Annotated in this window: 19 protein-coding genes; 12 read left to right on the plus strand and 7 right to left on the minus strand. The window is 68.1% G+C overall.

Annotation, left to right across the window (positions count from 1 at the left end; translation table 11 throughout):
* Nucleotides 1–19 precede the first annotated feature (19 nt).
* From cheA to QFZ47_RS18160, 12 genes are all read left to right on the plus strand, one after another.
* Nucleotides 20–2,047: a chemotaxis protein CheA gene (gene cheA, locus QFZ47_RS18105; protein WP_307656933.1), complete on the plus strand. Its 2,028-nt coding sequence runs from the start codon at nucleotides 20–22 to the stop codon at nucleotides 2,045–2,047.
* Nucleotides 2,048–2,074: 27 nt separating this feature from the next.
* Entirely contained in the window at nucleotides 2,075–3,388 is a 1,314-nt protein-coding gene (locus QFZ47_RS18110; RefSeq protein ID WP_307656934.1) for an EAL and HDOD domain-containing protein, read from the plus strand.
* Nucleotides 3,389–3,401: 13 nt separating this feature from the next.
* Nucleotides 3,402–4,223: a CheR family methyltransferase gene (locus QFZ47_RS18115; protein ID WP_307656935.1), complete on the plus strand. Its 822-nt coding sequence runs from the start codon at nucleotides 3,402–3,404 to the stop codon at nucleotides 4,221–4,223.
* Nucleotides 4,224–4,284: 61 nt separating this feature from the next.
* Nucleotides 4,285–4,938: a chemoreceptor glutamine deamidase CheD gene (gene cheD, locus QFZ47_RS18120; RefSeq protein WP_307656936.1), complete on the plus strand. Its 654-nt coding sequence runs from the start codon at nucleotides 4,285–4,287 to the stop codon at nucleotides 4,936–4,938.
* Entirely contained in the window at nucleotides 4,935–6,017 is a 1,083-nt protein-coding gene (locus QFZ47_RS18125) for a protein-glutamate methylesterase/protein-glutamine glutaminase (RefSeq protein ID WP_307656937.1), read from the plus strand. The genes cheD and QFZ47_RS18125 overlap by 4 nt, the downstream gene beginning before the upstream one ends.
* 30 nt (nucleotides 6,018–6,047) lie before the next feature.
* Complete coding sequence (gene cheY, locus QFZ47_RS18130) at nucleotides 6,048–6,443, plus strand: chemotaxis response regulator CheY (protein ID WP_307658965.1); 396 nt, start codon at nucleotides 6,048–6,050, stop codon at nucleotides 6,441–6,443.
* Between the two features lies 1 nt (nucleotide 6,444).
* Nucleotides 6,445–7,101 (plus strand): protein phosphatase CheZ, encoded by a 657-nt coding sequence (gene cheZ, locus QFZ47_RS18135; RefSeq protein ID WP_307656938.1) that lies wholly within the window; start codon nucleotides 6,445–6,447, stop codon nucleotides 7,099–7,101.
* Between the two features lie 67 nt (nucleotides 7,102–7,168).
* Complete coding sequence (locus QFZ47_RS18140) at nucleotides 7,169–7,459, plus strand: type II toxin-antitoxin system Phd/YefM family antitoxin (RefSeq protein ID WP_307656939.1); 291 nt, start codon at nucleotides 7,169–7,171, stop codon at nucleotides 7,457–7,459.
* Complete coding sequence (locus QFZ47_RS18145) at nucleotides 7,456–7,848, plus strand: hypothetical protein (RefSeq protein WP_307656940.1); 393 nt, start codon at nucleotides 7,456–7,458, stop codon at nucleotides 7,846–7,848. Before QFZ47_RS18140 ends, QFZ47_RS18145 begins: the two co-directional genes overlap by 4 nt.
* Before the next feature lie 91 nt (nucleotides 7,849–7,939).
* A complete protein-coding gene (locus QFZ47_RS18150) occupies nucleotides 7,940–8,413 on the plus strand; it encodes a GFA family protein (protein ID WP_307656941.1) in 474 nt (157 codons plus the stop codon).
* Between the two features lie 32 nt (nucleotides 8,414–8,445).
* Nucleotides 8,446–9,105, plus strand: a complete 660-nt coding sequence (locus QFZ47_RS18155) for a glutathione S-transferase family protein (protein ID WP_307656942.1) — start codon at nucleotides 8,446–8,448, stop codon at nucleotides 9,103–9,105.
* Between the two features lie 164 nt (nucleotides 9,106–9,269).
* A complete protein-coding gene (locus QFZ47_RS18160; RefSeq protein WP_307656943.1) occupies nucleotides 9,270–9,722 on the plus strand; it encodes a VOC family protein in 453 nt (150 codons plus the stop codon).
* 471 nt (nucleotides 9,723–10,193) lie between these two features.
* Here QFZ47_RS18160 and QFZ47_RS18165 read toward each other — a convergent pair whose 3' ends face one another.
* From QFZ47_RS18165 to ugpQ, 7 genes are all read right to left on the minus strand, one after another.
* On the minus strand, nucleotides 10,194–10,928 hold the full coding sequence (locus QFZ47_RS18165) for an RNA polymerase sigma factor FliA (protein ID WP_307656944.1): 735 nt from the start codon (nucleotides 10,926–10,928) through the stop codon (nucleotides 10,194–10,196).
* Nucleotides 10,903–11,802 carry a MinD/ParA family ATP-binding protein gene (locus tag QFZ47_RS18170; RefSeq protein ID WP_307656945.1) on the minus strand — a complete coding sequence of 300 codons (900 nt, stop codon included), beginning with the start codon at nucleotides 11,800–11,802 and terminating at the stop codon, nucleotides 10,903–10,905. Before QFZ47_RS18170 ends, QFZ47_RS18165 begins: the two co-directional genes overlap by 26 nt.
* Nucleotides 11,799–14,120, minus strand: a complete 2,322-nt coding sequence (flhF, locus tag QFZ47_RS18175; RefSeq protein ID WP_307656946.1) for a flagellar biosynthesis GTPase FlhF — start codon at nucleotides 14,118–14,120, stop codon at nucleotides 11,799–11,801. The genes QFZ47_RS18170 and flhF overlap by 4 nt, the downstream gene beginning before the upstream one ends.
* Nucleotides 14,117–16,210, minus strand: coding sequence for a flagellar biosynthesis protein FlhA (flhA, locus tag QFZ47_RS18180; protein ID WP_307656947.1), 2,094 nt, complete (start codon nucleotides 16,208–16,210; stop codon nucleotides 14,117–14,119). Before flhA ends, flhF begins: the two co-directional genes overlap by 4 nt.
* Complete coding sequence (flhB, locus tag QFZ47_RS18185; RefSeq protein ID WP_307656948.1) at nucleotides 16,207–17,352, minus strand: flagellar biosynthesis protein FlhB; 1,146 nt, start codon at nucleotides 17,350–17,352, stop codon at nucleotides 16,207–16,209. Before flhB ends, flhA begins: the two co-directional genes overlap by 4 nt.
* 125 nt (nucleotides 17,353–17,477) lie before the next feature.
* The gene (locus QFZ47_RS18190; RefSeq protein WP_370880590.1) at nucleotides 17,478–19,925 is read right to left on the minus strand and encodes a DUF3772 domain-containing protein; all 2,448 of its coding nucleotides are present in this window, start codon (nucleotides 19,923–19,925) and stop codon (nucleotides 17,478–17,480) included.
* Nucleotides 19,926–19,995: 70 nt separating this feature from the next.
* Nucleotides 19,996–20,742: a glycerophosphodiester phosphodiesterase gene (gene ugpQ, locus QFZ47_RS18195; protein WP_307656950.1), complete on the minus strand. Its 747-nt coding sequence runs from the start codon at nucleotides 20,740–20,742 to the stop codon at nucleotides 19,996–19,998.
* Between the last annotated feature and the right edge of the window lies 1 nt (nucleotide 20,743).

The raw sequence follows: 20,743 nt of genomic DNA on the forward strand, positions 1-20,743 counted from the left end.
ACGCCGGTTCGGAGCAACGATGGATCTCAGTCAATTCACACAGGCATTTTTTGTCGAAGCCGTCGAGCTTCTGGCGCAGATGGAGCAACTGCTTCTCGAGCTGGACGCCGAGGCGCCCGACAGCGAGCAGCTCAACGCCATCTTCCGTGCCGCGCATTCGATCAAGGGCGGCGCGGCCACCTTCGGCTTCGTGGCGCTGACCGATACCACCCATCTGCTGGAAACCCTGCTGGACCGCGCGCGCCACGGCCAGCTCAAGCTGAGCCGCTCGATGATCGATTCATTCCTGGAAACGAAGGACGCCTTGCAAGACCAACTGATTGCCTACCAGGCCGAGAACGAACCCGACCCCGAGAGGGTGGCGCACATCTGCGAGGTGCTTCGCCAGCTGGCGCTCGAGAGCGATGGCGCCCAGGCCGCACCGGCCGCGCCCGCGCCCGTGTCCGTCGCCGCGCCCGTTGCTGCTGCCGCGGCGGTTCCCGCGCAGGGCGGGGCGCTGCGCATCAGGTTCTCGCGCCTTTCCGACAGCGAATGCGACCTGCTCGCCGACGAACTCGGCAACCTCGGCAAGCTGCTGTCGCGCACGCGCAGCGGCGACCAGCTGACGGTGCTGCTCGAAACCAGCTGCGCACCCGACGACATCGTTGCCGTGTGCTGCTTCGTCATCGACGAGTCGCAGATCGAGATCACGGCCGAACCCGCGGGCGATGCGGCTGCCGCGGCCGCGCCCGTTGCCGCGGCGCCGCCGGCACCGGCGGCTGCCGCGCCACAGCCTGCTGCAGCGCCCAGGGCACCGCCCGCTTCGGCCGCTGCGGCGGCCGCGAAGGATTCGAGCTCGATCCGCGTGGACGTGGAGAAGGTCGACCAGCTCATCAACCTGGTGGGCGAGCTGGTGATCACGCAATCGATGCTCACGCAGGCCGCCACCCTGCTCGACCCGGTCGAATGCGAGCGCTTCCTGAGCGGCCTGGGCCACCTGGAGCGCAACGCGCGCGACCTGCAGGAGTCGGTGATGTCGATCCGCATGATGCCGATGGACTACGTCTTCAGCCGCTTCCCGCGCGTGATCCGCGACGTCAGCGCCAAGCTCGGCAAGGAAGTGCGCCTGGACACCTTCGGCAAGGAGACCGAGCTCGACAAGGGCTTGATCGAACGCATCATCGATCCGCTCACGCACCTGGTGCGCAACAGCCTGGACCACGGCATCGAGACGCCGGCGCTGCGCATCGCCAAGGGCAAGGAGGCCGAAGGGCAGCTGCTGCTGTCGGCGCAGCACCATGGCGGCAACATCGTGATCGAGGTCAGCGACGACGGCGCCGGCCTGAACCGCCAGAAGATCCTGGCCAAGGCCATGCAGCAGGGCCTTCCCGTGACCGACACCATGCCCGACGACGAGGTGTGGCAGCTGATCTTCGCGCCCGGCTTCTCCACCGCCGAGCAGGTCACCGACATCTCCGGGCGCGGTGTCGGCATGGACGTGGTCAAGCGCAACATCCAGGAAATGGGCGGGCATGTGGAGATCAGCTCGCGCGAGGGCTGGGGCACCACCACCCGCATCGTGCTGCCGCTGACGCTGGCCATCCTGAACGGCATGTCGGTCAAGGTGGGCAGCGAGGCCTACATCCTGCCGCTGAGCTACGTGATCGAGTCGCTGCAGCCGCGCACGGAGCACCTGCATTCGATCACCAGCGACGGCCACGTGATCAAGGTGCGCGGCGAGTACCTGCCGCTGATCGAACTGCACGGCGTGTTCGATGTGGCCGGCGCGCAGACCGATCCGACCCAGGGCATCCTGGTGATCGTGCAGGCCGGCGAGACGCGCTTCGCGCTGCTGGTGGACGAGCTGCTCGGCCAGCACCAGGTGGTGGTCAAGAACCTGGAGACCAACTACCGCAAGGTGCCGGGCATCTCGGCCGCGACGATCCTGGGCGACGGCAGCGTGGCTTTCATCATCGACGTCGACGCCATGCCGCGCATCCAGCGTGCGCATGCGGCGCACGCCACCATCCTGGCGCATGCGGCCCGTGCGGAGCCGGTCACGGCCTGACAGATACAACCACACGGAGACGATGCAATGCGTTTTGATTTTTTCCGGCGCTCCGCAGCCGAAGAAGCCCCGGCAGTCGATGCGTCGAAAGGCCCGGGGGTTTCGCGCAATGCAGACGGCTATGTGGCCTACACCTTGCTGCTGGATCCGCAGAAGCGCGTCGCGGGCTACAAGCTCGCCTGGCGTGCGGCGGCCGGGCCCGGGGAAGCTCCGGATGCGATCAGCCAGTTCAAGGCGCTCGTGGCCTGCGTGACCGAGCACCTCAACCCGGCGGACACGCCGTGGCGGCTGGGGCGCAGCGAACTGTTCTTCGAGGTGAATGCAGAGGCGCTGGCGTTGGGCGCGCTGCAATCGTTGCCGCCCGAGTACACCGTGCTCTGCCTGGAACTCGCCGACCTGGCGAACGAGGAACTGCGGCCGATACTGCACTTCCTGCACGAGCAGGGGTTCAGCTTCATGCTGTGCCGCGCCCAGGCACTGCCGGAAGACCCCGAGCTGCTTGGACTGGTGACCCATTTCGACGTGGGTGCCGGCGATCCCTTGCTGGTTGCGGCCGCCCGCGGCAAGGAGCAGCCGGACCACATGCCGATCCAGCCGATCGCCACGCGCATGGCCTCGTGGAAAGACTTCGAGGCCTGCGCCGCACGCCGCGTCGACGTGTTCGCCGAGGCGAGCTGCGGCCTGCCGCCACCCGCGGCGAGTGCCGGCAGCCGCGCGCTGCAGCCCGAATCGATGCTGATCATGCGGCTCCTGCAGATGATCCAGCGCAACGAAGACCTGCGCGAGATCGAGGCCGCGCTCAAGCGCGATGCCGCGCTCACCTACCGGCTGCTGCGCCACATGAACTCGCCGGCCGTGGGAGCCGGTGTCGAGATTCATTCGCTGCACCACGCCGTGACGATGCTCGGCTATTCGCCGCTGTTCCGCTGGCTTTCGCTGCTGCTGGCCACCAGCAATCCCACCGGCAGCCCGCCGTTCATGATGAAGAAGGCCATCATGCGCGGCCGCTTCGTCGAGCTGATGGGCGAGATCATGCTGCCGCGGGGCGAGTCGGACAACCTGTTCGTGGTCGGCATGTTCTCGCTAATCGACCAGTTGCTGGGCATTCCGATGCAGGAGGTGCTGAACAAGGTGCAGCTGTCCGATTCGGTGCAGCAGGCCATCCTCACGCGCGGGGGCGTGTACGGGCCCTTCCTCTCGCTGGCCGAGGCCTGCGAGCTGGACACCGGCGATGCGGCGCGGCTGGCGGAAGCGCTGCTCCTGAGCGCCGACCAGGTGAATGCCGCGCATCTGTCGGCACTGGCCTGGTCGCAGGACGTGACCCCGGTCGAAGCCGCCTAGCGAGCACGCGCGCATGCACTCCGAATTCCTTTTTACCGACAGCGATTTCTCGCGCATTCGCACGCTCATCCATCGCCGCGCCGGCATCGCGCTGGGCGAGCACAAGCGCCAGATGGTGTACAGCCGGCTTTCTCGCCGGCTGCGAGAGCTCGTGTTGCCCGAGTTCTCGGCCTACCTGGCGCTGCTGGAAGACAGCCGCGACGGCCAGGAGTGGCAGCTGTTCATCAACTCGCTGACCACCAACCTGACGTCGTTCTTCCGCGAGGCGCACCACTTTCCGGTGCTCGCGGAGCTGGCGCGCAAATGCACGCAGCCGCTCACCGTCTGGTGCGCGGCCGCATCGACCGGCGAGGAACCCTATTCGATCGCGATCACGCTGATGGAGGCGCTGGGCGAGCGTGCAAGCAGCGCGCGCGTGATCGCCACCGACATCGACACCGCGGTGCTGGCCCGGGCATCGGCCGGCGTCTTCACGATGGAGCAGGTCAACCGCATGTCGACCGACCGCCTGCGGCGCTTCTTCAACAAGGGCACGGGCGCGAACGCCGGCAAGGTGCGGGTGCGCCCCGAAGTGGCCGCCATGGTCAAGTTCTCGCGGCTCAACCTGCTCGATGCGTCGTGGCCCGTGAAGGAACCGGTGGACGCGATCTTCTGCCGCAACGTGATGATCTATTTCGACAAGCCCACGCAGAAGAAGCTGCTCGACCGCTTCATGCCGCTGCTCAAGCCCCACGGCCTGCTGTTCGCGGGGCATTCGGAGAACGCCACGCTGGTCAACCAGGCCTTCAAGGCGGTCGGGCAGACGGTGTACGCGCTGGGCAAGGCGCGCGCATGAGCGCAGCGCCGGGCCGCCCCAAGCAAGCTCGCACCGCAGTGCGAAGCACGAAGGTACGCCAATGAACACCAGCGCGAGCACCAACCTTCTTCAGCAGAAGGGCTTCCTGCCCGCAGCCATGCCGGCTTCGGTGGCCTCGCACCACTACTTCGACCGCGACTTCGATTGCGCCGCGGTCAAGCTGCTGCCCGCGGAGTATTACGTGACCGATGCCGGCGTGTTGTTGACGACGGTGCTGGGCTCCTGCGTGGCCGCCTGCATCACCGACGTGGAGGCCGGCATAGCGGGCATGAACCATTTCATGCTGCCCGACGACGCCGAGGCGGGCTCGCGCGAGCAGGCCGGCGCGATGCGCTACGGCGCGCACGCCATGGACGTGCTCATTGCAGAGATGCTGCGCGCGGGCGCACGGCGCGAGCGGCTCAAGGCCAAGGTCTTCGGCGGCGCCGCGGTGCTGGCGAACATGACCATGCTCAACATCGGCGGGCGCAACGCCGATTTCGTGCTGCGCTACCTCGAGAAGCAGCGCATCGCCATCGTCGCGCAGGACCTGCGCGGCCTGAATGCGCGCCGCGTGTGCCTGCTGCCGGGCAGCGGCAAGGCGGTGGTGCGCAAGCTGCGCGCGCCGGTCGACATCCAGGCGGTGCAGCGCGACGAAGGCGAGCTGCTGCGCAAATGGTCTGCCACATATGGCAAGGGAAGCTGGATCGCATGAAGAAAATCAAGGTACTTTGCGTCGACGACTCGGCGCTGATCCGCAGCGTGATGACCGAGATCATCAACAGCCAGCCCGACATGACGGTGGTGGGCACCGCGGCCGATCCGCTGCAGGCGCGCGACCTCATCAAGGTGACGAACCCCGACGTGCTCACGCTCGACGTCGAGATGCCGCGCATGGACGGCCTCGAATTCCTCGAGAAGCTCATGCGCCTGCGGCCGATGCCGGTGGTCATGGTGTCGTCGCTGACCGAGCGCGGCTCGGAGATCGCGCTGCGCGCGCTGGAGCTGGGCGCGATCGACTTCGTCACCAAGCCGCGGCTCGGCGTGCGCGACGGCCTGATGCAATACACCGAGCTGATCGCCGGCAAGATCCGCACGGCCGCCGCGGCGCGGCTGCTGCCGGGCCGGCACGGCGCCGCGGCCAAGGGCGCGGCGGACGGCAACCCGCAGGAGCCGCTGCTGCGCAGCCCGCTGCTGAGCACCGAGAAGCTCATCATCATCGGCGCATCCACCGGCGGAACGGAGGCCATCCGCGAGGTGCTGCTGCCGCTGCCGCCGGACGCCCCGGGCGTGCTCATCGCGCAGCACATGCCGGCCGGCTTCACGCGCTCGTTCGCGCAGCGCCTGAACGGCCTGTGCCGCATCACCGTGAAGGAAGCCGAGCATGGCGAACGCGTGCTGCCGGGCTACGCCTACATCGCGCCCGGCGGCTTTCACCTGTCGCTGGCCCGAAGCGGCGCCAACTACGTGGCGCAGCTCGACCAGGAGCCGCCGGTGAACCGCCATCGCCCCTCGATCGACGTGCTGTTCGACTCGGCCGCCAGGCATGCCGGCAAGAACGCGATCGGAATGATCCTCACGGGCATGGGCAAGGACGGCGCCGAAGGCCTGCTGCGCATGAAGCAGGCCGGTGCCTACACCTTCGCGCAGGACGAGGCCAGCTGCGTGGTCTTCGGCATGCCGCGCGAGGCCATCGCATTGGGTGCCGTCGACGACGTGGCGCCGCTGGGCGAGATGGGCCGCCGCGTGCTGGCGCATCTGCGCACCTTCGGCGAACGCGCAAACCGTGTTTGAAAAACGAACTGTTGGAGTTGAAGAATCGTGATTGACAAGAGCATCAAAATTTTGGTTGTGGACGACTTCCCGACCATGCGGCGCATCGTGCGCAACCTGTTGAAGGAACTCGAATTCCTGAACGTCGACGAAGCGGAAGACGGCGCGGCCGGCATCGAGAAGCTGCGCGGCGGCAACTTCGGCTTCGTGGTGTCCGACTGGAACATGCCCAACATGGACGGCCTCACCATGCTGCAGACCATCCGGGCCGACCCCGAACTGGCCAAGCTGCCGGTGCTCATGGTCACGGCCGAGGCCAAGAAGGAGAACATCATCGCGGCCGCGCAGGCCGGCGCCAACGGCTACGTGGTCAAGCCCTTCACGGCCGCCACGCTCGAGGAAAAGATCATCAAGATCTTCGAGAAGCTCCAGAAAGAGGCGGCCTGACATGGCACACACTGCGCTCGAATCCGCGGAGCACGGGAACACGGCCGAAGAGCTGCTCGGTCGCATCGGGCAACTGACCCGGCAGCTGCGCGACGGCCTGCGCGAACTGGGGCTCGACAAGCAAGTGGCCAAGGCCGCGCAAGCCATTCCCGACGCGCGCGACCGCCTGGGCTACATCGCCTCCATGACCGAGCGCGCGGCGCACCGTGCGCTCAACGCCATTGACCTTGCGCAGCCGCTGCAGGAAGACCTTGCCACGCATGCCAAAGGATTGACCCGGCGCTGGGACGAGTGGTTCGCGAACCCGGTCGAGCTGGACCATGCGCGCCAGCTCGTGATGGACACGCGCGGCTACCTGAACGACGTGCCGCAGAAGGCCGGCGCCATCAACACGCAGCTGATCGAGATCCTGATGGCGCAGGACTTCCAGGACCTCACGGGCCAGGTCATCAAGAAGATGATGGAAGTGGTCAACGACGTGGAAACGCAGCTGCTGCAGGTGCTGATCGACAACTCGCACCTCGACAAGCACCCTGAGAAGCGGCACGAGGCCGAAGCCGCCAGCCTGCAGAACGGCCCGCAGGTGGTGCCCGGCAATCCGGAGGCGGTGACAGGGCAGGCGCAGGTGGATGATTTGCTGGAGAGCCTTGGGTTCTAGGGGAATTGCAGGAAACAGTTTCGGCCGCTAGACTGGTATTAACGCAAACCTTAATGAAAACTGCCAAATGGCCTTGAAGGCATCGGACATTGTTCCCATCAGCGAAGCGCGCGCCAGGCTCACCGAACTGGCCGAAGACGTGGTGGGCAGCGGCTCGGAGAAAGTGCTGACCAAGAACGGCGCGAGCTATGTGGCACTGGTCGATGCGCGCCGGCTGGACTACTACCATGCGCTGGAGGCGGAGCACGCCAACCTCGTGCTGGCCGAAGACGCTATCACCGGCTTGCGGCAGGCTTTGGCGGGGCGGTTCGTGCCTGACGAGGAGTTCGACCAGGCACTCGGCGTCGCGTCGGCGTGAGCATTCCCGTCAACGCAAGGGTTCGGGCAGTTCCAAACTTTCTGTTGTGCCTGCAGGCTGCACGCAGCTTCATGGAGGAACAGGATGCCGCTTCCGTGTCGGTGCGCTTCAAGAAACTGCAGGCTGAATTGGTCAAGGCGCGGGCGCTTCTTGCGTTCGCCCCCACAAGCGGTCGACCTGCGCGATTCCTCGACGCCAGGTCGGGCTGGGGCCAGTTCCAGGCCGAGCAGGCAAGGCAGCTTGCCCGGGCACTTGGCCAGCCCGAATTGCGCGAGCTGGTTCTGGCTCGCCATGTCGTGCTGTACGCCCATTCCGAACGAGAAGTGGTGCTGCTTTCGATGCGGCACGAGCGCCAGTTGGGTTATGGCTTGCCCAAGCCATCCAGCTGACGAACATTGCAACAAAGAAACATCGAGGAAGAGCAGGCATTGCAGAGCACCCTCGCGTCACACCAGCAGAGTCGAACCCGGAGCTTTCACCATGTCGCTCGTTCTTGAAGGTGGCTGCCTCTGCGCAGCGGTCAGGTTCCACATCCATCAGGCACCGCTTCGAACACTTGTTTGCCACTGCACTTTCTGCCAGCGGATGACCGGTTCCTCGTTCTATGCCAACTCCGTGTTCCCCGTCGATGCGGTCCGGTTCAACGCTGGCGAGATACGCAGGTACGAGCACACATCCGACGGGAGCGGCAAGAAGGTCTACGTCGAGTTTTGCCCGACTTGCGGAACGACCATCGGCCTCGCCTTTGAGCGCTGGCCTGATCTCCGAGCCATCTCGCGCGGCTGCTACGACAACCCCAACGCGGTGGACATCACTTCGAACCTGTGGACCCGCTCGGCTCAGTCAGGAGTCGCGCTGCCCGCCGGGATCGATTGCTTTGCCACGGCAAGGTCGACCGCCGAGGGGCAGCCCGAGCATCCTTCCAGATATCCAAAGCCTGTCATGGCCCGGTAGAGTAGTGCCTCGGCAATGCCTGACCACTCACGATGACCATCACCATCACCGCCTTTGAACGGTCGCCCGACGGCGGCAAGGGTCTGGCGCGCGACACGCGCGTGCGCTGGGCGCTGGAGGAAGCCGGCCTGCCCTACGGGGTGCGCCTGGTGTCCTTCCGCGCAATGAAGGAAGCCGCGCATCTGGCGCTGCATCCCTTCGGCCAGATCCCCACCTACGAGGAAGGCGACCTCGCGCTGTTCGAAACCGGCTCCATCGTGCTGCACATCGCCGAGCGCCACCCGGGCCTGTTCCCCGCCGATGCCAACGCAAGGGCGCGCGCCATCACGTGGATGTTCGCGGCGCTCAATACGGTCGAGCTTCCCATTCTCGAGCTCGTCACCGTCAAGTTCGCGGAAGGCGACAAGCCCTGGAAGGACGAGCGCCTGCCCCTCGTCGAGAACCGGGTGCGTGCCCGGCTGACCCAGCTGGCCACCCGCCTGGGCGATGCCGACTGGCTGGACGGCGGCTTCAGCGCGGGCGACCTGATGATGGTGTCGGTGCTGCTGCGGCTCCGACCCTCCGGCCTGTTGAACGATTTTCCCAGCCTGGCCGCCTATGTCGCTCGCGGCGAAGCGCGGCCGGCCTACCAGCGGGCGTTCGCCGCGCAACTGGCCATCAACGCCGCTCCCTCCATCCAGCGCGGGTCCTAGAGCGAGCGCGCCGACTGGCGCAGGCCGCGCTATGCACAACCCCCTTCGCGCAAGCGCCGCCACCTACCGGCAGCGGGTGGCGGCGAAACGGTTCGGCGAGCGGTGGCCGCGGCTTTCGATCGAATGGCCTTCAACTTGGGTTCCAAACTGAGGAGAGGAAGGAGATGACGCTCAAACGCATGGACAACGTCCTTATCGTTGTCGACGACCTTGAAGCGACCAAGGCGTTTTTCATCGAGCTGGGCCTCAGGCTCGAGGGCGAAACGACAGTGGAAGGGCCTTTGATCGGACAACTGATCGGGCTCAAGGATGTCCGCGCCACTTTGGCGATGTTGCGGACTCCCGATGGACAGGGAATTGAGCTGGACAAGTTCCACACGCCCGACGCGATCAGGTTGGGTCCCGTGGACTCGCCGGTGAACACGCTGGGCATCCGCCGGATCATGTTTGCCGTCGATGACATCGACGCCATCGTCGCGCGCATGCGCGCCCACGGGGCCGAGCTCATTGGAGAGATGCAGCACGCGGACACCTACCGTCTGGCCTACATCCGCGGACCCGAGGGCATCATTGTTGCGCTTGCCGAGCAGCTCGACCGAGGCGCGCCCGGCGAATAACCCCTCCGTAGCGTCCCTCGCATTTCAAACCGCCCTGGAACAACCACGACATGGTGTCGTCTGGCGCACTGTTCCATGAGGATGCGACATTCGTGAATCGATTCGGGCACTACATGCGCGGCACTGTCAGGAGAAATCATGCTGAGACCAAGGCTCTTGATCGAGCTGAGGTTTGGAGCATGGGCTTCGTCAGCGACAGCTTGAGCGCGACCGCGTCGAGGCAGTGTGCAGAACGAGGCTTGACCATCCTCCCGTGCGACGGCATCGCCGCTCCTGACCTTGAAATTGACACCGCATGACCAACAACCAGTGTCGCATTATTGGCTTCTTTGGCGGCACGACATCTGTCGCATTTTTCGAACGGAGCGGGGATGTCCTCGGCAAAATGTCGGGGTTGTGCAGCGTAATTCGGCGATTTTGTCGCGATTTTGATGTCATTGGCGCGGCATTGCGCGCGCTGAGAAGGCATTCCTAGAGCGAATCCTTCAGCTTCGCGCGCAGCCGGCTGATCGCCTGGCTGTGCAGCTGGCACACGCGCGACTGCGTCACTTCCAGGATCGCACCGATCTCGCGCAGGTTCAGCTCTTCCTCGTAGTAGAGGTTCAGCAGCAGCTGGTCCCGCTCGGGCAGCGCGGCAATCGCATCGACGATCTCGTGGCGAAAACCCGCTTCGAGCAGTTGCGCCAGCGGGTCGTCGCCGTCGAGCCGGCCGTCGTCGTTGCGCGCCTGCCGATCGAGCCATGGGTTTTCGGACTCGCCATCCTGCGCAAAGTCTTCCACGTAGAGCAGCTGGCAGCCCCGGATGTCCTGCAGCAGCGACTGGTAGTCGTCCAGGTCCATCTTCAGTTCCCTGGCGATCTCTCCTTCGGTGGCGGACCGGCCCAGCCGGTGTTCCAGTGCCTGGATCGCCTGTTCGACGTTGCGGGCCGACTGGCGCAGCCCGCGCGAGCCCCAGTCGCTCGCGCGCAGTTCGTCGAGCATGGCGCCGCGGATGCGCTGGCTGGCAAAGGTTTCGAACTGCGCGCCGCGGTTGTCCTGGTAGCGCGTGGATGCATCCAGCAAGCCGATCATGCCGGCCTGGATCAGGTCGTCGAGTTCCACGCTGGCGGGCAGCTTGGCCAGCATCTGGAGCGCCATGCGGCGCACCATCGGCTGGTGCTGCTTCAGCAGGTGGGACTTCTCAATGGTTCCCTGCGCGGTGTACACGGCCGTCCCTTTCTTCCGTTTCTTCCTCTTGTGCTGCTGCTGCTGGCTCCGGCGCCAGCGCCTCGGGCCAGTGCGCCGTCCTGGCGTCCTGCGGCCGCGCCGCCGGACGCCACGGCCACTGCGCGACGGCAGCGGCGATGACGCGGAAATCCACCGCCGCGGCGCTGGCCGGGAAGGCCTCCACCACGGTCCGGGCGAGGCGCCTGGCATCGGGCAGGTGCGGGTCGGCCCGCACCCAGCCGGCCGGCTGCATCGAGACCGCCAGGTAGCGGCTGCCGGTGTCGACCAGGTTGGCCATGGTCTGGCGCGCCGCCTCGGGATCGGCGACGTTGTTGACCAAGAGGCGAAGCTGCCTGAGCGCATGCGCGTAGTGCAGCCGCTTGATGCCCGAATAGGTGGCGGTGATGGAGGCCGGGTGGGGCTGCAGCACCACCACCAGTTCGTCCGCCAGCCGTGCCAGCGGCGACAGGCTGCCGACGCTGTCGAGCGCCGCGTCGACCAGGATGACGTCGCCATCCCACAGCAGGCGCGGATCGGTGTGGTCGGGCTGGCCGCCCGGCGGTGCCGGCAGCACATGGACGCCGCACTCGGTGCGCGCGGCGGCGCCTTCGCAGGTCAGCCGCTGGGAGACGACGTCCGCCAGCGTTCCGAGCGGGTCGGCGGCCCACGCCGCGCAAGCCGAATCCGGCCCCGGCTGGTGTTCGTCGAGCAGCAGCACGTCCTTGCCCATGTGGGCCAGCGCGGCACCCAGGTTCATTGCCGCCGTGGTGGCGCCCGGCCGGTTGCCCATGCTTGCGATCGCGATGATGCGCGAAGGCGACTGCGCGAGCAGCCGCCGCAGCCCATCGGCTTGATCCGACACCAGCTTGCTCACGTGTCCAGCGCCTCCAGCAGGAAGAACAGCTTGCCCACGCCGGCATAAAGCACGTTGCCCGAAACCGGACGGCCGTTGCGTGCCGGCCTTCCGGTGAGCTGCGCCAGCAGCGCGCGGGTGCGCACAGCCCAGTCGCCGTCGGCCTGCAGCAGGCGCCACACGGTGGTGGTCACCTGGCCTGCAATGAGCAGGCGCTTCATCATGTGCGGATCGCCCGCCTCGCCGAGCCCGCCCAGCACGCCGAGGCCCTGGCGCAGCAGGCGCAGGCAGGGCTCGGCCTCGGCGGCCCAGCACTGCCATTGCGCGAGCCGCTGCAGCGGGATGTCGCGGCCGATGTTGGTGAGCGCGTAACTCTGCGCCAGGACCTTGTGGCTGCGCGCATCGGTCACGCGCGTCACCACGCAGCGCAGGCCGGGCGGGCCGCCATCGGTGCGCAGTGTCACCTGGGCCTGGGCCACCGATTGCAGCGCGGCGCGGCCCTTGAAGACCACGGCGCGCGGATCGTCGAAACTGAAGTCCAGGCCGGTCAGCGTGGCGTACTCGCCGGTGCGCGCGTCGCTCACCGCCGTGGAGCCCGGCGCACGCGCCATCCATTGCTGGCGCTGCACCTGCCACTGCAGCATGAGCTCGGCCGCGGGCAGCCGGGGCAGCATGTGCACCACGGCCTTGCCGAAGTCCTGCTGGCGCAGCCACTGCACCTGCCGCACGCCCGGCTTGCGCGTGGGGTCGGTGGCGTTGCGGGTCGCGGCGGTGGAGAGCCACTGGTTGGGCGCCGCGAGCGGCAGTCCGCCGCGGTCGGACAGGAGCAGGCTGCCCTGGCATTGGTAGGCGTCGCTGCCTTCGTCGGACTTGAGCCCGACCTGGCCGCTGAGCGCCAGCACATGGGTGTCGCAGCTGGCGGCGACTTCGCTCGCGGCATGCGCCATGAGCGCCTGCAGCACCGCCTTGTGGCCGACGTCCTCGTCGGCGGCCTGCCGCCAGAGCGCGCGCGCCTGCTCGAAGCCGAGCGGTGCGGCCGCGAGTGCCGACGCCGCGGCGGCCACCTCCTGCGCGTCGTGCGCCATGGCGCGGATCAGCTGCCGGTATTGCAGCCGCTGGCGTTCGGCCTCCGCATGGGCCGCGGAAGCCTCGGCATTCGCCGACCCGTCCTGCAGGTCGCCTTCGCCGGGAACGAACAGCGCGCTGCGGCTGTTGGCCTGGAACGCGCTGTCCACCAGCTGGGCGCGGTCGGCCCGCATCAGGTTCTCGGGCACCTTCTGGCCGCTCGAGACATAGTGCACCGGCAGGCGGTGGCGGATCACGGTGTCGATCAGCGCGCCCGGATGCGTGGCCTCGTCGACCTTGGTGAAGATGCAGCCCGCGAGATCGCTGCCGCTGCCATGCCGGTAGGCGTGCACCACTTCGTTGAGCGTGTCGCCGTGGCTCGTGGCGTTGAGCAGCAGCAGCCGCTTCACGGGCCGCTGGCTGCTGCAGAGCATCGCGATCTGGTCGGACACGGCACGGTCGCGCTGGCTCATGCCCACGGTATCGATCAGCACCATGTGCTTGTCGCGCAGGTCCTGCAGCACCAGGTGCAGGTCGGCCGCGTCCTTCACGGCGTAGACCGGCACATTGAGGATCTGGCCGTAGATGCGCAGCTGCTCGTAGGCGCCGATGCGGTAGCTGTCGGTGGTGACCAGTGCCAGCTTGTCGGCGCCGAAGCGCATCACGCAGCGCGCCGCGAGCTTGGCCGTGGTGGTGGTCTTGCCGACGCCGGTGGGCCCCATCAGCGCGTAGACGCCGCCCTGCGCGAGCAGTGCGTCCTCGTCCTCGTGCACCGGCAGCGTGCGGATCAGTTCCGAGCGCACGAAGGCCATGCCCTGGGCATAGCTCTGGCCCGTGGGCAGGTGCTCCAGCATGGCCTTCGAGAGGCGGGCGCTGAAGCCGGCGCCGAGCAGGGTGCGCAGCAGGCGGCCGCGCATCGGGTCGCGCCGCTGCTTCTCGTTCCAGGCCACGCCGGCCAGCTGTTCCTCGATCATGCAGCGCATCGAATGGAGTTCGCCGAGCACGCTGTCTGCCGCGAGCGGAGCCGCAGCGGAAACGGGCGCAGGAACGGCTGCAGCCGCCGGCAAGGCCTGCGGCGCAGCGGCTGCGCTCGCACGCACTTCTTCCACGTCTTCCTGCACCATGGCGACGATCTCCACGCCGTCGGCGGTCGCGCGGTTGGTCAGCACGATGGCTTCGTCGCCGAGCGCCTGGCGCGCCAGGCGCAGCGCTTCCCGGCTGGTGGGCGCGACGAACTTGCGCGCGCTGGTGCGGACGTCTGTCGGGATGTTCAAACTCTTCCTCCGATGGTGGCGGTGATCTTGATGTGGCGGGTGTCAGGAATCTCCGCATGCGAGAGAACCTTGAGCTGGCGGAAGCTGCGGCGCAGGAAGCGCGAGAGCAGCACGCGCAGCGAATGCTGGACCACCAGCACCGGCGCCAGGCCCAGCTGCTCCTGGCGCGCGATGGCCGCGCGGGTCTGCTGCATGAGGCTGTTGGCCAGGCCCGGCTCGATGCCGTTGTTGTTGGCGAGCGCCTGCTGCAGCACGCCGTCGAGCGCGCCGTCCAGGCCGATCACCTGCAGTTCGGAATCGCCCGGGAACAGCTGCTGCGTGATCGCGCGGCCGAGCGCCAGGCGCGTGAGCGAGGTGAGCTCGGCCGCGTCCTTGACGGTGGGCGCGTGCTCGGCCATCACGTCGAGGATGGTGCGCATGTCGCGGATCGGCACCTCTTCGTCGAGCAGGTTCTGCAGCACCTTGTGCAGCGTGCTCAGCGAGATGATCTTGGGCACCAGGTCCTCCGTGAGCTTGGGCGCGGTCTTGCCGATCTGGTCGAGCAGCTGCTGCACTTCCTGGCGGCCCAGCAACTCGGCGGCGTGGGTCTGGATCAGGTGGTTCAGGTGCGTGGCCATGACCGTGCATGCATCGACCACCGTGTAGCCGAGCACCTGCGCTTCCTGGCGCAGGCTGGCGTCGATCCACACGGCGGGCAGGTGGAACGCCGGGTCCTGCGTCGGCGTGCCGGGCAGGGTGCCGCTCACCTGGCCGGGGTTGATGGCCATCCACTGGTTGGGGAAGGCCTCGCCGCGGCCGATCTCGACACCCTTGAGGCTGATCACGTAGGTGTTGGGCGGGATCTCCAGGTTGTCGCGGATATGGACCACCGGCGCCAGGAAGCCGATCTCCTGGGCCACCTTCTTGCGGATGCTCTTGATGCGGCCCAGCAGTTCGCCGTTCTGGGTCTGGTCCACCAGCGGGATCAGCCGGTAGCCGACCTCCATGCCGAGCGGGTCGACCAGCGCCACGTCGTCCCATGTCGCCTCGGCCGCTTCGGCCGATGGCATCGTTGCGGCCTGGGCCGCGGCGGCCTGCTCGGCCGTGGCCTGCGGCGTGCGCTTGAGCATGCGCCGGCCCAGCCACGCCAGGCTGCCCGCGATCAGCAGGAAGGCCAGGTTCGGCATGCCGGGAATCATCCCCATCAGGCCGATGAGGCCGGCCGTGAGAAACAGCACCTGCGGATTGGAGAACAGCTGGCCGGTCAACTGCCGGCCCACGTCTTCGTCGGTGGTGACGCGCGAGACGATCACGCCCGCGGCGGTCGAGATCACCAGCGCCGGAATCTGCGCCACCAGGCCGTCGCCGATGGCCAGCAGCGTGTAGGTCGTGCCGGCGGTGCCGAAGTCCAGCCCGTGCTGGAGCATGCCGACCACCAGGCCGCCGATGATGTTGATCACCATGATCAGCAGGCCGGCAATCGCGTCGCCGCGCACGAATTTGCTGGCGCCGTCCATCGAACCGTAGAAGTCGGCTTCCTGCGCGACTTCCTGGCGGCGCTTGCGCGCCACGTCCTCGCCGATCAGGCCGGCGTTCAGGTCGGCGTCGATCGCCATCTGCTTGCCGGGCATCGCATCGAGCATGAAGCGCGCGCCGACCTCGGCGATGCGCCCCGCGCCCTTGGTGATCACCATGAAGTTGATCAGCACCAGGATGATGAACACCATCACGCCCACCGCGAAGTTGCCGCCCACCAGGAAGTGGCCGAAGGCCTCGATCACCTTGCCCGCCGCATCCGGCCCGGTGTGGCCGTGCATCAGCACCACGCGCGTGGAAGCCACGTTGAGCGACAGGCGCAGCAGCGTGGAGAACAGCAGCACGGCTGGGAAGGCCGCGAAGTCCAGCGCCTTCATGGTGTACATGCTCACCAGCAGCACCATCACCGACATCGCGATGTTGAAGGTGAACAGCAGGTCGAGCAGGAAGGGCGGCAGCGGCAGCACCATCATGCTCAGGATCAGCACGATCAGGATGGGGCCCGCGAGCCCCTTCCACTGGGTGCCGGAGAACAGCTGCGCCTGCAGGCGCGTCAGGGTGGCCATGGCGTTCATGCGGCGGCCTTCGGCGAGTATTCGAGCGATTCGGGGATCGGCAGGTCGGCCGGCGTGCGCGGCGCATCGCCGCCTTCGCTGTGCCAGCGCTTGAGCTGGTAGACCCAGGCCAATACCTCGGCCACCGCGGTGTAGAGGCCGGCCGGGATCTCGTCGCCGAGCCGGGTGTGCTTGAACAGCGCGCGCGTGAGCGGCGGCGCCTCCAGGATCGGAACCTTGTTCTCGCGCGCGATCTCGCGGATGCGCTCGGCCATCAGGTCGCTTCCCTTGGCCACCACGCGCGGCGCGCGCATGTCCTGGTCCACATACTTGAGCGCCACCGCGAAGTGCGTGGGGTTGGTCACCACGATGTCGGCCTTCGGCACCTCGGACATCATCCGCCGGCGCGCCATCTGCTGCTGCTGGCGGCGGATCTGCGCCTTGACGTGCGGATCGCCTTCGCTCTCCTTGTGCTCCTGGCGCAGGTCTTCGCGCGACATGCGCAGCTTGCGGTGGTAGCTCCACAGCTGGTAGGGAACGTCCACCAGCGCCACCAGGAACAGCGCGGAGGCAATCAGTGCGCAGTTGTGCGCCACCAGCACGATCATCTGCGGCAGCGCGGTGCGCTCCGACTGCGCCATCAGCGCCGAGACCTCGTCCACGTTGCCCATGATCACCAGCCAGGCCACGCCGCCGATCAGCAGCGACTTGGCCAGCGCCTTGAACAGCTCCGACAGGGCCTGCGCGGAAAACATGCGGCCGACGCCGGCGACCGGATCGAGCTTGCTGAACTTGGGCGCGAGGGCCTTGGCCGAGAGCAGCCAGCCGCCGAGCATCAGCGGCGCCGCCACGGCGGCGACCAGCATCATGCCGAACAGCGGCGCGAGCGCGAGCAGCGCCTGCTGGCCGATGAGACCGGCGCGCGCCAGCATGTGGGAAGGATCGAACGCCGTGGCGCGGTCGAAGTGCAGGCCCTGGGCCAGCGCGCCGCGCAGCGTGGCGCCGAGCGAGTCCGCGGTGAGCCACAGGCCGGCAACGGCGGTGCCCAGCAGCACGAAGGTCGCCAGTTCGCGCGACCGGGCCACGTCCCCTTCCTCGCGCGCCTTTTCGAGGCGCTGCGGTGAGGCGGGTTCGGTTTTTTCGAGGTCGCTTTCTTCAGCCATTGATGCTCCGGGCGAGCGTTGGCGACAGCACGCCTGCTCATGGCTGATTGTTCGTTTGGGAGCCTCCGGACAATTGATCGATCAGCGCGGGCATTTCCCCGCTGCTTGGACGATCGGTGCGACGCCTAGACTGGGGTGGCGGCCGCCGGGCCGGCGCCGTCCACGGCATCCGGCGCGGGCGCGGGCGCAGGCATTGGTGCAGGTGCAGGTGCAGGTGCAGCCGCATACGGCATCAGCGGCAGCTGCTCCGCGTCCAGGCGCTCGAGGATGGTGAACAGCAGGTCGCTGCGCACGCTGCCCGCCAGGCGCGGACTCGGCACATAGGCAATGGCCTGGAACATGAGCAGGCCGCCCTCGATGCCTTCGAGCGTGAGCGAAGGCGCCGGCGTTTCCAGCACGCTCTCGTGCGCGCGGCATGCCTCCAGGATGAGCTCGCGCACGCGCTGCGCGTTGGTGGTCAGCGGCATCGGCAGCCGGATCAGCACCCGGCCTTCCGCGTTGGCCAGCGTCATGTTGCGCACGGTCTTCGTGATGAATTCGGAGTTCGGCACGATCACCGTCGAGCGGTCTGCAACCTGGATTTCCGTGGCGCGCACGTTGATGCGCCGCACGTCGCCCTCGGTGGTGCCCAGCACCACCCAGTCGCCCACCTTCACCGGCTGCTCGGCCAGGAGGATCAGGCCCGAGATGAAGTTCTGCACGATGGCCTGCAGACCGAAGCCGATGCCCACCGACAGCGCGCTGGCCACCCACGCGATGCGCTCGACGCCGATGCCCAGCGCCGACAGCGAGAACGCGATCACCAGGATGCCGCCCACGTAGCCGAGCAGCGTGATGATCGAACTCTGCATGCCCGGCTCGAACTGCGTGCTGGGCAGGTAGCTGCGCGCGAGCCAGCGCTTGAAGACCCTGAGCACGATGAAGCCGACCACCGCCACGGCCACGGCGCTCAGGATGGCGCCCGGTACCAGCTGGAACTCGCCCACCTTCACGCCGGTGCCGAACTTGCCGCTGCGCTGGAACACTTCGCTCGGCCCGGTGCCCAGCGGCGCCGCGAGCGCGATCAGCATGTAGAAGAACAGCGCCACCCGGCTCAGCCCGGAGAGCACGGTGGCGGCCTGGTCGAGCGTCTGCGGCGCCAGGCCGAAGCTCTTCTGCAGGCGCTGGCCGAAGCTGCTGCGCGACGACACGCCGGCCATGAAGACGTCGTCGGCAAACTTGAACAGCACGTAGAAGGCGGCCGCGACGATGCCGCTCCAGGTGAGCTGCGAGGCCAGGAAGCTCGCGAGCGCCACGTAGCCCACGGCCACCAGCACCCAGATGGCCACCATCAACAGGCCGATGCAGGCCACCAGCAGGCCGACCCACATCGGCCGCTCGGGCAGGCCGGACTCCGGCGCGTCGGCGCGCAGCGGCCTCAGCCGATGGAGCACCGCGCCGACCAGGGCGGTGAGCACCAGCGCCGTGAGCACGTGCGTGGCAACAACGGCCGCAAAGCTCGCTTCCACCAGCGCATTGATCTCCACCGGCGCCCAGGCCAGCGCCGCCACCAGCGCAACCAGCCACGGCAGCGCGGCCAGCCGGCTGGCCATGGCATCGGGAATCGGCGGCAGCCGCCACGACGGCCGGCCGGTGGCCAGCAGCCCGCGGCCCAGTCCGATCACGAAGGCCATGAACACCAGCGCCTGCGCCATCGAACGCATCGCCTTGCGCGCCTGCGGCTCCCAGGTGGCGTATTCCTCGAGCACCCACACGAAGCCGTGCGCCGCCGCGGCCACCAGCACCACATGGCTCGCCACGATGGCAATCACCAGCAGCGAACGCCGCAGCCGGCCTGCGGGCAGCAGCCGCGCGGCGATCCGCGTCAGCAGATGCTCGGCCACCCAGGTGCCGAGCACCGCGAGCAGCACCGCCAGCAGCAGCGCCCCCAGCACCGCCATCCGGGGCCCCTGCTGCATGGCCTGCGCCAGGCCGTCGCGCAGGTCGGAGGCCATGGCCCGCAGGCGCGCCAAGTCGCTCGGCCAGGCCTCCTGCAGATCGCGCCAGAACTCGCCGGTGAGCGGGGAGGGTGCGCGTTCGGTGATCTGCGCCTCGAAAAGCGCGCGGCGCTGGGTCACCAGTTCGGCGCCGCGCTGCCGCACGTCGATGGACAGCAGCCGTGCCAGCCGGATGTCGGCGTCCAGCGCGTTGCGCTCCTTCGTGAGGCGGGCGCGCTGGCGCGTGATGTCGGGGTCTTCGGTGGCGCCCGCGGCCGGCGGATTGCCGAGCTCGCCGAGGCGGGCGTTCAAGTCGGCCAGCTCGCCGGTGCGCGCGGCCACGAACTTGTCGGCCTGCGTGCCGATGTCGTTGATCTGCGCCAGCAGCTGGCGCGTGTTCTCGGTGGAATCGGCTTCGGCGGTGATCTTCGTGAGCTGCTCGCGCAGCTCGGCCACCGTGGGTTCGGGCGCCGGCGCCGCGGCAGCGGCGATCGCGGTGGTGCTGTTGCCCGGCTGCGCCGCCGCGGCGCCGCACAGCAGCAGGGCAGCCAGGACAAAGGCCATCAGACGGGGGAGCGAACGCATGGACGCCATCATAGAAGGCGCCATTTGCGGCCCGCGGCGCGGCGCGTGACAGCGTGTGTCGGGCCGCCTCGGCAAGGAGCGGTCAGCCGGCCGGGCTGAACAGGTCGACCCGGTCGGTGATGATGCCGTCGGTGCCCAGGTCGATGAGCCGCTGCGCGGCCCATTCGTCGTTCACGGTGTAGCTCAGCGCGCGCATGCCCGCGCCTTGCACCTGCGCCACCGTGGCGGTGTCCCAGAGCGCGTGGTTGCAGACCACCGCGGCGCACTTCAGGCCGGTGGCCGCGGCAAGCCAGCCGTCCCGCAGCGTATCGAGCAGGAGCCCGCGCGGCAGCTCGGGCTGCACCGCCCTGGCTCCGGCCAGCGATTCCACCTGGAACGAGGTGAGCAGCGGCGCAATGGCCGCGCCCCGCCACAGCCGGGCCGCCAGCCGGGCCACCGCTTCGCCGGTTTCGCGCTCGGTGCCCGGCGTGGGCTTGATCTCGATGTTGAGCAGGTGGCCGTTGGCCAGGCAGAAGCGCGCGAGGTTCTCGAGCGTGGCGAGCGGCTCGCCCGCGAAGGCGCGCGAATGCCAGCCGCCGGCGTCGAGCTGCGCGAGCGCGCTCCAGGGCTGCGCGCCGCCGATGCCGCGGCCGTTGGTGGTGCGCTCCAGTGTGGCGTCGTGCATCAGAAAGGCCACGCCATCGGCGCTGAGCTTGGCGTCGCACTCGAACATGCGGTAGCCGTGCGCTGCGCCGAGGCGAAAGGCCGCGAGCGTGTTCTCGGGCGCCAGCCTGCCGGCGCCGCGGTGCGCGATCCAGCGCGGATAGGGCCAGGGTTGCAACGCCGGCATC

It is taken from the genome of Variovorax paradoxus, from assembly GCF_030815975.1.
GTDB classification, from domain to species: Bacteria; Pseudomonadota; Gammaproteobacteria; order Burkholderiales; family Burkholderiaceae_C; genus Variovorax; species Variovorax paradoxus_N.

Excerpts from the sequence above, each read along its gene's own strand:
- QFZ47_RS18155 (WP_307656942.1), top strand. The coding sequence starts at position 8,446 with ATGACCATCACCATCACCGCCTTTGAACGGTCGCCCGACGGCGGCAAG.
- QFZ47_RS18115 (WP_307656935.1), top strand. The coding sequence starts at position 3,402 with ATGCACTCCGAATTCCTTTTTACCGACAGCGATTTCTCGCGCATTCGC.
- flhA (WP_307656947.1), bottom strand. The coding sequence starts at position 16,210 with ATGAACGCCATGGCCACCCTGACGCGCCTGCAGGCGCAGCTGTTCTCC.
- QFZ47_RS18150 (WP_307656941.1), top strand. The coding sequence starts at position 7,940 with ATGTCGCTCGTTCTTGAAGGTGGCTGCCTCTGCGCAGCGGTCAGGTTC.
- QFZ47_RS18140 (WP_307656939.1), top strand. The coding sequence starts at position 7,169 with ATGGCCTTGAAGGCATCGGACATTGTTCCCATCAGCGAAGCGCGCGCC.
- QFZ47_RS18125 (WP_307656937.1), top strand. The coding sequence starts at position 4,935 with ATGAAGAAAATCAAGGTACTTTGCGTCGACGACTCGGCGCTGATCCGC.
- QFZ47_RS18190 (WP_370880590.1), bottom strand. The coding sequence starts at position 19,925 with ATGATGGCGTCCATGCGTTCGCTCCCCCGTCTGATGGCCTTTGTCCTG.
- cheA (WP_307656933.1), top strand. The coding sequence starts at position 20 with ATGGATCTCAGTCAATTCACACAGGCATTTTTTGTCGAAGCCGTCGAG.
- cheZ (WP_307656938.1), top strand. The coding sequence starts at position 6,445 with ATGGCACACACTGCGCTCGAATCCGCGGAGCACGGGAACACGGCCGAA.
- ugpQ (WP_307656950.1), bottom strand. The coding sequence starts at position 20,742 with ATGCCGGCGTTGCAACCCTGGCCCTATCCGCGCTGGATCGCGCACCGC.
- cheD (WP_307656936.1), top strand. The coding sequence starts at position 4,285 with ATGAACACCAGCGCGAGCACCAACCTTCTTCAGCAGAAGGGCTTCCTG.
- flhB (WP_307656948.1), bottom strand. The coding sequence starts at position 17,352 with ATGGCTGAAGAAAGCGACCTCGAAAAAACCGAACCCGCCTCACCGCAG.
- QFZ47_RS18160 (WP_307656943.1), top strand. The coding sequence starts at position 9,270 with ATGACGCTCAAACGCATGGACAACGTCCTTATCGTTGTCGACGACCTT.
- QFZ47_RS18110 (WP_307656934.1), top strand. The coding sequence starts at position 2,075 with ATGCGTTTTGATTTTTTCCGGCGCTCCGCAGCCGAAGAAGCCCCGGCA.